Source organism: Tropicibacter alexandrii (assembly GCF_003667315.2).
In the GTDB taxonomy this organism is placed as follows: domain Bacteria; phylum Pseudomonadota; class Alphaproteobacteria; order Rhodobacterales; family Rhodobacteraceae; genus Tropicibacter; species Tropicibacter alexandrii.
In genome coordinates this window covers 1-12,149 of record NZ_RCTZ02000039.1, presented here as the reverse complement: position 1 = coordinate 12,149, position 12,149 = coordinate 1, and the positions used below count along the sequence as shown (strand labels likewise).

At 58.3% G+C, this 12,149-nt stretch carries 13 protein-coding genes; 7 read left to right on the top strand and 6 right to left on the bottom strand.

Going from position 1 to position 12,149, the window contains the following annotated elements; genetic code table 11:
• Positions 1–399 precede the first annotated feature (399 nt).
• Positions 400–1,554 (bottom strand): patatin-like phospholipase family protein, encoded by a 1,155-nt coding sequence (locus tag D8Z78_RS24010; RefSeq protein ID WP_121634661.1) that lies wholly within the window; start codon positions 1,552–1,554, stop codon positions 400–402.
• Between the two features lie 138 nt (positions 1,555–1,692).
• Here D8Z78_RS24010 and D8Z78_RS24005 point away from each other — a divergent pair, with 138 nt between their 5' ends.
• Entirely contained in the window at positions 1,693–2,004 is a 312-nt protein-coding gene (locus tag D8Z78_RS24005; protein WP_121634659.1) for a helix-turn-helix domain-containing protein, read from the top strand.
• Positions 2,001–2,534 carry an ImmA/IrrE family metallo-endopeptidase gene (locus tag D8Z78_RS24000; protein ID WP_121634658.1) on the top strand — a complete coding sequence of 178 codons (534 nt, stop codon included), beginning with the start codon at positions 2,001–2,003 and terminating at the stop codon, positions 2,532–2,534. Before D8Z78_RS24005 ends, D8Z78_RS24000 begins: the two co-directional genes overlap by 4 nt.
• 241 nt (positions 2,535–2,775) lie before the next feature.
• On the opposite strand, the gene D8Z78_RS23995 is transcribed toward D8Z78_RS24000, so the two are convergent.
• The 5 genes from D8Z78_RS23995 to D8Z78_RS23975 form a co-directional block, all read right to left on the bottom strand.
• Positions 2,776–3,321: an RES family NAD+ phosphorylase gene (locus tag D8Z78_RS23995; RefSeq protein WP_121634656.1), complete on the bottom strand. Its 546-nt coding sequence runs from the start codon at positions 3,319–3,321 to the stop codon at positions 2,776–2,778.
• Entirely contained in the window at positions 3,322–3,678 is a 357-nt protein-coding gene (locus D8Z78_RS23990) for an antitoxin Xre/MbcA/ParS toxin-binding domain-containing protein (protein ID WP_121634654.1), read from the bottom strand.
• Positions 3,675–4,970, bottom strand: a complete 1,296-nt coding sequence (locus D8Z78_RS23985; RefSeq protein ID WP_121634653.1) for a hypothetical protein — start codon at positions 4,968–4,970, stop codon at positions 3,675–3,677. The genes D8Z78_RS23990 and D8Z78_RS23985 overlap by 4 nt, the downstream gene beginning before the upstream one ends.
• Positions 4,971–5,274: 304 nt before the next feature.
• Positions 5,275–5,799: a hypothetical protein gene (locus tag D8Z78_RS23980; protein WP_121634651.1), complete on the bottom strand. Its 525-nt coding sequence runs from the start codon at positions 5,797–5,799 to the stop codon at positions 5,275–5,277.
• A gap of 6 nt (positions 5,800–5,805) precedes the next feature.
• On the bottom strand, positions 5,806–6,294 hold the full coding sequence (locus D8Z78_RS23975) for a helix-turn-helix domain-containing protein (RefSeq protein WP_121634649.1): 489 nt from the start codon (positions 6,292–6,294) through the stop codon (positions 5,806–5,808).
• Between the two features lie 957 nt (positions 6,295–7,251).
• On the opposite strand from D8Z78_RS23975, the gene D8Z78_RS23970 reads away from it, so the two are divergent.
• The 5 genes from D8Z78_RS23970 to D8Z78_RS23950 all read left to right on the top strand — a co-directional run bounded on the left by D8Z78_RS23970 (position 7,252) and on the right by D8Z78_RS23950 (position 12,071).
• Entirely contained in the window at positions 7,252–8,181 is a 930-nt protein-coding gene (locus D8Z78_RS23970) for an ArdC family protein (protein WP_121634648.1), read from the top strand.
• Positions 8,182–8,254: 73 nt separating this feature from the next.
• Positions 8,255–8,644 (top strand): DUF3768 domain-containing protein, encoded by a 390-nt coding sequence (locus D8Z78_RS23965; protein ID WP_121634646.1) that lies wholly within the window; start codon positions 8,255–8,257, stop codon positions 8,642–8,644.
• 149 nt (positions 8,645–8,793) lie between these two features.
• A complete protein-coding gene (locus tag D8Z78_RS23960; RefSeq protein WP_121634644.1) occupies positions 8,794–10,755 on the top strand; it encodes a ParB/RepB/Spo0J family partition protein in 1,962 nt (653 codons plus the stop codon).
• A gap of 66 nt (positions 10,756–10,821) precedes the next feature.
• Positions 10,822–11,415 carry a regulator gene (locus tag D8Z78_RS23955; protein WP_121634642.1) on the top strand — a complete coding sequence of 198 codons (594 nt, stop codon included), beginning with the start codon at positions 10,822–10,824 and terminating at the stop codon, positions 11,413–11,415.
• A complete protein-coding gene (locus D8Z78_RS23950; protein ID WP_121634641.1) occupies positions 11,415–12,071 on the top strand; it encodes a DUF6927 domain-containing protein in 657 nt (218 codons plus the stop codon). Before D8Z78_RS23955 ends, D8Z78_RS23950 begins: the two co-directional genes overlap by 1 nt.
• The last annotated feature ends 78 nt before the right edge of the window (positions 12,072–12,149 follow it).

The window sequence follows — 12,149 nt, the reverse complement described above, 5'->3', positions numbered from 1 at the left end:
ACGCGAGCATAAATGCTCTTGATCACGTCGCCTAAGTTTTGAACAAAAAACTCTCCGGCAAACCCGGGGCGGTTCACTGATCGACATGCACTTCTGCTCCGCGCGCAAGAGATTTGGCAGACGGAACCACTCATCCGAAGGTCGCCGAAACCTGTGGACATATCCTAAATAGAGGCACAGAAATCGCCAAAATAGGCCAGAAGCGGTAATTTCTCTTTTATTAGGGTACTACGACAGCTGCCTTGCGAGACATGTTCGTAAGGGACGGGCTTGTCATCCTTCTCAAGATTTCCATCCAGTCGTACGCGGTTGCTGTCGCGTCGGCTGCGCATCTTTTTGCGTTCGGACTCCGGGAGCGTGACCTCCTGGTTGTGAAACGCCCGAACATCTGCACTGCAATCATACATGCTGCTCACCTCCTTTACGTGTTGATGTGTTTGCCTCGCATGAGACGAGTGTTTTGGTTGGCTCAAGCACCGGCAATGAGTCGAGCAGCGCCTTTATCTTGTTGCCTGACACGTCAGTCGGATCATCACACGCGCTCATGGTCAGGTCGGCATCCGTGTGCGCCTGGGTGGTCAACCGGTCCATGGCTTCGGTACGAGTGTCGTCCAAAGCCAGGTACGGCATCATGCTCGCCGGGACCGCCTTTCGAGGAAACCGGATCGTGGAGACTTCCCTTCCGCACTTTCCCAGTTGTATCGCGATGAGACGCGCCATGTTGTCATAGGCGAACTCTTGAGCGCTGATGGCCAACGGGGCGACATCTGCCCCGAGCCTCCACCCCAAAAGAGACCGATGAACGCTGTCTCCTGTGATGTGTTCACCTTCGGGGCGTGGGCACGTCCCGAGTGAGAAGATCTCGATCGGTTGTTCCGGATCAGCGATTGCCAAGGCGTCCGTCAGCGCCACCATGACCGGGTTGTTTGCCCAAAGCCCACCATCCGCAAAGACCTGCTTCGAGCCGACGCATTGGCCGGGAACATTTACGGCAGCCAAAGATCGATAAATCGGAGCTGCGCTCGTAGCCATACAAATGTCGACGAGGCTGTAATCCCGATCACGTTCGCCACTGACGGGAGTCTTCTTGAAGACCCATGAGCGGTGGTCGGATAGCAAGACAGCCGGAATGCTCATGTAGATTCCGCGATTTTCGTAGACCTGGGCCAGGGTCGTGCCCTCCAAGACGCTTTCAAGCGCAGCCCTCAGTGTATTGTCACCACGCCGGACAATGCTTCGCCCGCGACTGGCCCGATAGAGTGCGCTTATGGTTCCCTTGATACGGTGGGGGAAGATCTTCGGGCCATGGTCTCGATAGAGCGTGACCACCTTGCTCATCGGACACCCAACTGCAGCGGCGCAACCGACGATCGCTCCTGTGCTCGTCCCAACGATCAGATCAAACCCAAGCCCGAGGTCCAGGCGATCCACTCCTGCCCGTTTGGCCTGCTGCTCACAAACACGGTCAAGAAACGCGGCAGTATAGATGCCGCGCATGCCGCCTCCGTCGAGACTCAGGACCCGAAAGGGTCGGTTTACATGGGGCTCACTCATCATCGTCAGTTAGTTTAGCTGTCAACATGGTTGACCGTTAACCATTCCGGCGGCCTGTGTCAATGTCAATCTGGTTGACCTCCGCGATGGCGGCTGTTACACTCATGATGGAGACCGGTCAGCCGAAGGGAGGAAGGTTTGAGCGATGCCCTCTACAAGGCCCTTGGCGGAGCCATTCGAAGCCGTCGTGAGTCGTTAGGGATATCTCAATCTTCTTTGGCAAGACGCATCGGAGCGGCCAGAACTACTGTCACCAATATTGAGGCTGGTGGGCAAAGCATCATGGTCCATCAATTGATGGAAATTGCGAGAGCGCTCAGGATGCCGGTGTCTACGCTTCTCGATGTGATCGACGGTTTCGAGAATGAGCCTCAAGAAGAAGCCGTCGATCCCAAAATGGAGACTTTGCTTATGAAACTTACGACGCCAGTGAAGGCGAAGCGAATATGAGAGCTCCAAGACGCGCTCGCTACACCAAGATCGAGAAACTGGTCGAGGGTCTCCTGGAACAACACGGCGTAACTCAGGTGCCTGTTCCCGTAGAGAGCATCGTTTCGAGCTACGGGATCCATCTCAGAAAAGGTGATCTAGAAGACGTATCGGGTCTGATCGTTCGCGACGGTTCCTCCGTCACGATCGGTGTGAACGCAAAACAAAGTCGGACGCGTCAGCGCTTCACAATCGCGCACGAATTCGGGCATTTTTTACTGCATGACGGAATGTCGAGCCACGTCGATCACGACTATCGTGTTAACTTTCGATCTGAAACTTCATCGTTAGCTGTTGATGTAGAAGAGATCGAGGCGAACTTTTTTGCCGCCAGCTTTCTTATGCCAAAGCAGTTTCTTGACCAGGCAGATGCAATAGAGGCGCTGGACAGCGATACCGCTGTTGGTCAATTGGCAAGATCGTTCAATGTGAGCAGGCACGCTATGAGCCTCAGACTAAGCAATGTTTATAGAGAGCATTCTCCATTCTAAGTGTGACGTTCGCTCTTAGCTCGCTCATTTGTTCAGCAAATGTGGCAAAATCCGTCATCGGCATCCAATGCTGATTAAACCCGCATTTGGGTAGTCTCTACTCAACGCATAGGTGGTGGTTCAATTTGGTTGCAGCTCGGCAGCTGGCGACGATTGTCGCATAGGCCGACAGGCTTGTAAGTGAACTCTGGCAGTTTGCCAAACAAACATCAAATTTACCTGTCTCATATGCACTTTCGCTCTAGCGAGAATTGCGCCAGGCAGTCCAGTCGATTTCAGTCCCTTCAATCTCTTGCAGTTCGTCGAGGTCGCAGTTTTGCGGAAACACCACCAGGTTGGTACTTTCATGCCGTGCGTTTGGCACAAGCATTCCTTCAAAACCTAGGAAATTCACAGCTTCTCCGATCTTTTGTGTCCGATCATAGAGAATCTCTGTGTAGCGACCAAGGTCCACGCCTAGCCTAACCAAGAGATTCTTGTCGGTCAGATCGAGAGTACGGCCAAGTTGTGCTCTTAACCTGTACGCCGTTGAAGTAAGGCGGCTCGGGAAAACCGATTGTTGTCGGCTAATATGGAAGTGAATCTCCGACAATGCTCCATCCTTTTCGAGAGCACAGTATAGAACTTCGCTTTCCCGGAGATTCCAACGACCGGCACCTTTGGAACCGTCAATAGGCGATCTAGCCCCATTTACGACCCTCCAAAGGTCTCCTGTGAAAGGCACCTCGGGAAGCTCACTCAACGCATCGAGCAGCGTAACATCATGGCTCGACCGTCGAATGGACATTCAGAGATAAACTCCACTTTCCAAGCGGTCGATAATCTCCAAGACTTCGGCCGTGCGGTCTTCGTTGATCAGGTCGTAGGGCTTTTCTCCATCCAACTGCGGATGCCCGGTTTGCAGCCACAAGCGCGCTTCGTCCGGCTCGTAAAAATCAGAAAGGCGCTCTGCGACCCATCGCAGCTCTGCAATGACCTGCTGTTTCTCGATGGTCGGAGAGCCCTGGCCCTTACTCCAGCGATGCACCGTGGGCGGCGAAACGCCCACAATGTTAGCGAGGTCCACGTTCTTTAGGCCACCAAGTTGACGCAGCTCGTCGACCATACGAGAGACTGCCGTAGTTTTCTGAGCAACGGCACTCATGGCTTTTTCCTGGATGAAACACCCTGTGCAGCTACGGAAGACGGCAAAGTCGCTTCAGGTGCAAAGGGGATTTGTCCTATTTTTTGAAATGTTTGTTCGAGGGCAGTTGTCATTCTTGTGAGCCTAGTTGTCGCTTTTTCAGCTTTCTTGATGAAGTCTTCTGGTGCCTTTTTTAGCCGCGCAGAGCGTTCAGCCTTGAGCCGCATCGCATCCAGATGATTGTCTAGATAGTAGTCAGGGCGCAGAGCTTCGGGCACTTGGCTCAGATCAGCCAACGTTTTCTGCTGTTCGCGTAGATGGTGCGCTTCTGGTTCGCGCAGCATGGCCTCGATGTTGCTGCAGCACCCTGTATCCCTGCAACCGTACACAGAACGCGCAGTTGCAGAAGCGTCGAATAGCGCCTTCATCTCTTTTACTGACATACGACGATCAAGGCCCGACACGAAGACGGCACGATCATTACCGCCTCCCCCGCCACCACGCGGCTTGAGCCAACCTCCGGTCTGGAATCCATCTTTACCCTTCATGCCGTTCGTGTAGCCGCTGGTCACACCCAGAGAAGAAAGCGCCAGCGCCGTTTGCCCACCGAGGCGATCCATGATGATCGGAATACCCAGTTCGTGAAACTGGAGGACCGCACGTGCCATCTTGTCGACACCCGCACCTGTCGCGTCTACACCAAAGCCTGCGACCCGCAACCAGAGGGCGGCTATTGGCAAACCTTGTAGTCCCGCTACGATTCCTTTCACCAAGTCAGTATCCTTGATCTGAGCATTGTCCAGGATCAGCGCATAGTTAATGCCGACGTGACGCCCGCCCTCGCGGTCAAGGGCGTCTCGAAGAGACTGGCAACTGCGACGATCAACATCGAACCAAAAGAACTGATCCCCACCAAGGTAATGGGTCGGGCTCAGTATGGTGTGAAAACCCTTGGCGACGGCAAACCGGGAGATCGGTTCAACAACACTTCGGTTCGTTCCCGCCCTAAAATCTTCGGCTTCTAAAGGGCTGTCCTTCCGGGCCCATGGTGCATTCGCTACAGTTCCAGAGAAGCGCCCAACAACGCTTTGCTCCGCAATATTGGTGTCGAGGATCAACTCACTACCCTCAGCACGAAGGTCACGGATCAGGTCTGCCTGAGCCTCTGCGTGGCAGGCGTCGAAGACGAAACCTTGTTCTGCAAACCGGCCTTCGGCACGCATTCGGTCGCCCAGAACATGCTCCCGATAGCCTATCCGAAGGTAGTGAGCGATTTGAGGTGGTGGCTTGTGCAGATGGACAACATTGGACATGAGGCGCTCCTTCGCCAGGAAGGATACGAAAAAATTTCACCGATGTCTACCTGTGAAATGTTTTCGTACTTTCGGTGTACTTTTGGACCGAACAACAAGGGAGAGGGCTTGGTTCGTGATCTTAACTTGAAATCTACCCCCCTGTCGTATATGTCTCTGCTGTCGTCTATGATCGGGTGAGCGTAACAGCGATACGGCGACCTGCCGGCCTAGCCGGTCCCCAGTGGGGCGCAAGAGGATCCCGACCGGAGTGCAAGCTCCCGAAGTAGGTCCTGCGGGGCCTATTTTCGTTTCTAGCGACCGCTCAACGCCGCCTTATCTGCGCTCGTGGGCCAAGCGGTGTTTGAATTCCACGTGCAACCGAGTCGATGAGCCTGGGAAATTTGATCGGACTGGCCCATCGCGTCATCCCGTTTTTCTCATATGCGGAACGGACAATCACCGCTACATCCGTGTCGCTACGATTGGACCGTGTCGGTTCGAAAAACACTGCGTAGGGCGGGGTTCCTGCCGCACCGCGCAGAAAGAAGAAGTTGCGACCCATCGAATGGTATACGCTGTGACCGCCAATGGTGCGGAATAGCCCCGGCAAAGTCTGCGACTGCTGCCACCGGGCAGCGTCGAACGCGCGCCAGTCTCCTGATCTTCGGCTATAAACCAGATCGGGCGTATGAAGCCCTGGATCGAAAGCGGTGGTGAAGACATGGTCTTCAAATGTGACACGGACAGCATAATCTGTGTCGTCATGTGTCACGACGAAGCTGAATGGATCGAGGTGAGCCAGGTCAAACTCCTGACCTCCGATCTTCTTGTTCTTGAAGTACGGCATGGTCGTTCAGTCGCTATCTTTCACGACTCGCAGCTTGGGCTTGCCCTTCTTAGCCGTCTTGGCCTTCTTCTCGGCCGCCTTCGCTTCACGCTCCTCGATCTTTTCCTTGGCAAAGGGCATTACTTCTTTGATTAGCCCGTCAAAGGAGTATTCGTTCGTGAGGTTCCCCGTCTCCTTGTAGCTCCGCTGGTGCCGTTCGATAAGGCCTGCATCGACAAGACCTGTAATCACGCGGGTGACATGGCGCGGGCTGCGGCCGACAGCTTCTGCAATGGTACCGATTGCAGGGCGCGGCCGTCCATCCTTCGTCCACCAGAAGGTACAAAGGAACAGAAGAATATTCACCTCAAGAGGGTTGAGGCCGAGAGCTTTCTGCCGTTCAAGGATAACGCTCGGGAAAACAGTAAACCCGCTCTCCATGAGGGTCTTCGTCCACTTCTTCTCATTCTCGCGGAGCTGCTTTTCCTGCTCCTTAGGTCTGGTTTGTTGTGCCACAATGATACCTCTAAATCGCTGTTAATCAGTCATATGCACGCTCATTGCATCTCAATCAAATCCACCGGGGTGACGCCAGTGACAGGGGCTGAGGGGTACTCGGATAGTCCACTTGGGGTCATGATGGGGAATATGGTTGAATGGAATCTACTTTGGGCGACAGGTGCGACAGGGGGATTCCCGCCACAGACAGCAGGGGCCTACGACATAAATGTCGCCCCTACCTGACACCTATGTCGGTAGCTCTTGGGCATTTTCTAGGGTGGAAGCCAAAAAAGCCCGATTCAGCAGGGATTTACACTCATAGACCAGAAATCATCCGATAGCACGCTGGAAAGTGTTTCGGTTTTTCTGGCAAGAACCCACGGAGCCGGTGCTGTGCCCTAGTGTTCCAAGAAAACTCTAGCCGGGTACTTGATATCGGAAGTTTGAGAGAGTGTCCTGAGACAGGCAACTCAATGAAAATCCCGGCTCGGAAACAGCTTCTTGGCCTGCTCGCGCGGATGCCGGGCAGTTGATCCGCCGCCACCGCGGGTGGGGTGCCCCATTGCCCCTGCCTGACGATCGCCCGCGTCGGTGGCCGGTCGCCCGAACCGGCGCGAATTTCAACAACAAGCCGCCGCGTTGCCTCGCGTTGCTGGCATTCTGGCAAGACGCGGCAGTGCTATCTTGAGCCTGCACGAGCCTGAGCCAACAAGACCGTTTCAAAACTCGCAGAGGCTTTGTTCGACAGCGTTGAACTACTGAATTTCCGAGTGCCACCTTCGGGTATTGATCTTCCGTACCTTCTGAAAGTGAAAGCTGGCCTTGGGTCCGGTTGGATCCGGAGAAGGCGGGAAAGGGGTCAGGCGGGGTTCCGGAGGGGTCCTGCTCTCCCCCCCTCGGAACTGCTTTTCAAAACCGCTCTCCGATCCGCGCACGGTTGCCGTGCGCTCCTTCTGACATCGGAGACCACCCATGGCCAAGTCCAAGCCCAAATTCGACGCCGCCGCGTCGATCACGAACGAACTCATCCGGATCATCGAACGCGGTGTCCTGCCGTGGCGCAAGCCCTGGACGGCGGGTGGCAGTTCCCGGCCTCTGCGCGTGTGCGGCGAGCCCTATCAAGGGGTCAACAACTTCCTTCTGACCATGCGGACGACGGTGGCGGGCTACCGCTCGCCCTTCTGGATGACGATGCCACAGGCCAACGCCCTGGACGCCCGGATCCGCAAAGGCGAGAAATCCTCCCTGGTGGTCTATTACGGGCAGAGCCGGAAACAAGCGGAGGGGGGTGAAACGGCTGACGATGACGAGAGCGACGGCGCCCGCGTCTTCCGTTTCCAGAAATCCTACCGGGTCTTCAACGCCTGTCAGATCGAAGGGCTCCCGGACAGTTTCCATCCCGACCCCGAGCCCGTGCCGGATCATCCGGCAGCAGAGCCGATACCGCATATGCAGGCCTTCTTCGAGGCCATTGACATCACCACAGTGTTCGCGGGCGACGAGGCTTATTACATGCCTGCTGTCGACAAGGTCTACATGCCGCCCATCTCACGGTTCCAGGATCCGCGAAACTTTTACGGCGTTTGGGCACACGAATTTTCTCATGCCACAAAGGCGCCGCATCGCCTGAACCGCAACTACGGTCTGTCCCGGTTCGGAAACACGGCTTACGCACGCGAAGAAATCGTGGCTGAGCTGACGTCCTGTTTCCTGGGCCAGCAGCTCGGATTCACGGCGCATACGCTCGAGATGAACGCGGCCTACCTCTACAACTGGCTCCGCGTCCTGCGCTCGGATACCAATGCGATCTTCAAGCATGCGGCGGACGCGCAGCGGGCCTGCGACTACCTGATCGGCCGGTCGGAGGCGGGCAGGGCGGGGGATGCCGATCGGGCCGCGTGAGGTGATGTCTCAGAGCAAAGGGAAGGAAGGCTTCGGGTCTGGTGGTTTCAACCCATCCGGAAAGGACAGACCCATGAGCCATCCTGAACCCGCAGGCTATCCGCGACCGAACGCGGCTGTCATCGCATCCCTGAACGACGCCTTCCGCAGGTTTGCCTGCCTCGGCATTGCCCCGGATCAGCCGATCCAGGGCCGCCTCGTCGTAACCCAGTCCCTGATCGGGGCCGGCGATGGCTTCGTGACGGAAGCCGTTCAGGCCGCAGGTGCATTCGACACGTTCGAGCCCGAGAACGATCCCGCGGGCTGGCACGATTTCGGGGCCGTCACGATCCGCGGCGAGACTGTGTTCTGGAAACTGGATTTGTATGAAGCAGACTCCGACTTCCGCTACGGCGCCGAGGCTCCCGACAATCCAGAAACCACCATGCGCGTGCTGACCATCATGATGGCGCGTGACTGGTAGGGCAGGGCGCACCTACCTCTTCAATACCGAAAGGCCCGCTGACCCTCCGAAAGGGAAAGTGGGCCTCTTGTCCTATTGGTTCCCGGATCCGGGGATCGGTCGCGCGAAGACCCGCGCGGCCCTCTCAAACACGTCGAGAAGGACATGTCATGACTCACACGTTCAAACCTACCACCGTCGCCATCGGCGATCTTGTCGCCCATCCCGCGAATGTGCGTACCAATTCCCCCGAGACCTATGCCTCGGAGAACATCGCAAATCTGAAAGCCAGCATCGCTGTTCTGGGCCTCCTGCAGCCGCTGCTCGTCCAGAAAATCGATGGCAAGTTCGGGGTGCTCGCCGGTGGCCGGCGCCACGCGGCGCTCATCGAGCTCGTCGCGGACAAGACCGCCAAGGGCTTCACCAATCGCACGAAGGTCGATTGCCGTCTGGTGCCGGATGATTGCGATGTGACCACCGCGCTGTCGCTCGCCGAAAACATCACCCAGGCCCCGATGAACGCCATCGACGAGTTCGAGGCCTTCGCCCGGATGATGGAGGTCGACGGCCAGACCCCCGAGACCATCGCCAAGACCTTCGGCACGACCGTGGCGGCCGTGAAGGGCCGTCTGCGCTACGGGCTCATCCATCCCGACATCCGTGCCGCGGCGCGCGCCAAATCGATCACTCTCGATACGATGAAGGCATTCGCCGATCATCCGAGTCAGGAGGTGCAACGCGAGGTCTTCGAGGCGCTGACCAAAGAGGACAACCATGTCCAGGCCTACACGGTCCGCAACGCGCTGAAGTCCCGCGGCGTCCAGGTCAGCGACGATATCGGAGCCTTCGTGCGGAAGGACTACGAGGCGCGCGGCGGTGCCATCGCAGCCGATCTGCTGGATGAGCATTCAGTGCTTGAGGATTCCGCGTTGGTCGAGACGATCCTGCTGGAAAAACTCGCCGCCGCCGCCGAAGAGGCGCGGGCAGAGATCGGCTTTGCCTGGGCCGACGCGGTGATCCAGTACGACTTCGCCGCCATGGCGGACTACGGCCGGGTTTATCCCGGTCCGGTCGAACCCGATGAGGAGGGCTCGAGGCGCGTCGATGAGATCACCGCCGAACTCGAAAAGCTCGAACATGAGATGGAGAACGAGGAGCTGGAGGACGAGGCCTACAACGATCTCTATGATCGCGTCGATGCGCTGGAGGCCGAGGCACGGGATCTTCAGGAGACCTATAGCGCTGGGGATCTTGCGCGCTCTGGCGTGATCGCCGCCTGGTCGCATGGCAAGATCAGTCTGCATGTTGGCCTGGTGCGTCCTGAAGACAAGGCGGAGAGCTCCGGCAAGGCTGCTTCCACCGCGCCGGGCGAGAAAGGCACGGCGGATAGTGATGAGATCACCTATCCCGCCTCGCTGACCGAGGATCTGAAGACCGAACGCGCGATGGCGCTCGGCGCCGCCATGGCGATGCACCCGGAGGCCACGCTCGATCTCACGCTTTTCAAGCTCGTCACCGATGGGCTGGGCCACAGCATGAGCGTGACCGAAGCGATCAAGGTCGACGCCCGCCAGGAGTATCGCAGCCACGCGAAAATCGAAGAGATCGACACCACCTCGCTCGAGCAGGTGGCCGAGGCCCGTGACGCGCTCGACCTCTCCTGGGCAGATGACGCGAAATCCCCAGCCGATCAGTTCGCGCTCTTCCGGGCACTCGATGCGGGCGAGAAAGCAAAGCTCGTGGCCTTTGTCACGTCCAGTACGACACGACCCTGCTTTGCGCGGGACCGGAAGCGCGACAGCCTGATGCACGATTTCGAGGTCGAGATCATGCCGGACATCCGGGCGCATTGGACGCCGAACGCGGCACTCTTCAACCGTTTCAAGAAGGCCTGGCTCCTGAAGATCCTCGGCGAGGAGCTGGGGCTCGCACAGGAGGCGGTGACCCTGGCCTCTTCTACCAAGAAGCAAGTCGTCGAATTCTGCGACAAGCTTTTCGCCGAGCCCTTCGCCACGCTTACCGAGGCGCAGCGCGCGGCGGTCGCTTCCTGGTGTCCACCGATGATGCAGACGGCAGGCGTCGAACCGGCCGAGACGCCCGAAGACGAAACCGAGGTCGCCGAAGCGGCCTGATCGAGCAGGCGACCCGCTCCGACCGGCGCGGGTCGCACCCCTCCCTCCAACTCACAGGTATATCCCATGGCACTTCTCAGCTTCTCCGCGGCGAGCGTCGCGGCCCAGATCGCGCATGCGCGCGGCTGTTCCACCTTCCTGCCGAACTGGAACGGCCCGGTCGGGAAACCCGCCCTGATCCTGATCGTCGGCAATGGCGTCCATCTGCGCTCGAACGGGATCGATGGCACGTCGACACGGATCGTCACCACCGAACGCGCCGATCCGGCCCATGCCTTCGCCGAGGGCATCAACCCGTTCCGCGATCCGGACTGGATGGCGGCCCGGCAGGCGGCCTTCCGCGATCTGACGGGCCAGTTCTACACCGACATTCTCGACGACGTGCAGATGCTCATCGACCGGGGTCATAACACCATCCGGCTGGCGACCGATGGCCACACGATCCGCGTCTTCCTGCGCCGCGCCGCCGACTACCTGATCGGCGGCACTTATGACGTCCCCTCAGGCCTCGGTGGGACGTTCCGGGTGATCCTCAGGGACGCCAACGACACCCATGCGGTCGTGCAGAACAGCGGCAATTGCGAGGATTTCGACGAGATGCTGCCCTACCGGGTGCCGCTCGACGCGCTCATTGAGATCGATGACCGGAGGGTGGCATAGTGGGCTGGCTCTTCTACACCGATCGCCGCGTCAAAACCTACGCCGACGAAAAGGCTGAAATCGCCCGGCTCTGTACCTTCGAGACGGACACCCGCAAGACGGTGCTGCTCAAGGCCTGCAAGGTCGGCTCGACCTGGTATGCGGCAGCGAAGGTCACGAATGTCGATGGGTCGCCGGTCGAGGATGCGACTTACGCCACCGACCAGGACGGATCGATCACCTTCGGGGCCGTCTTCCTGACGCGTTACGACGATGGCTGCTGGGGCTACAAAGACATGGAGGAGAGCGCCGGGCCAGTGGAGTCGCGGGCGCCGCTCAGCCTCTTGGCCCTGCTCTCCGAGTTGAAGGACCCCGACAGCTATGCCCATGCCTGGCGCCAGCGCTGCCGAGACTGGGCGGCGATCCCGGACTACGAAGAGGGCGACAGAATCAAGCTCGCCGCGCCGGTCACGCTGAGCGATGGCAGTACCTGCCAGATCGTCACCGCCACCCACTACCGGCGCGGAGGGCAGAAGCGCCGGTGTTATCGCATCGAAGAGAAAGGCGGGCTCGTGCGGCTGTCGAAAGCCTCGCTCGGAGGGTCGGAACTCCTCAGCTCGGCGAAGAGTGCGGCGAGTCCGGTCCTGGCGGAGTTCTTCGCCGGGAAGGGTTCCTAACTGAACCAGACCGGGTTTACCGGAGAGCCAAAAGCTCGGAAGGTAAGCTATGGAAAAGGGAAACCCTGGGAACCGTTT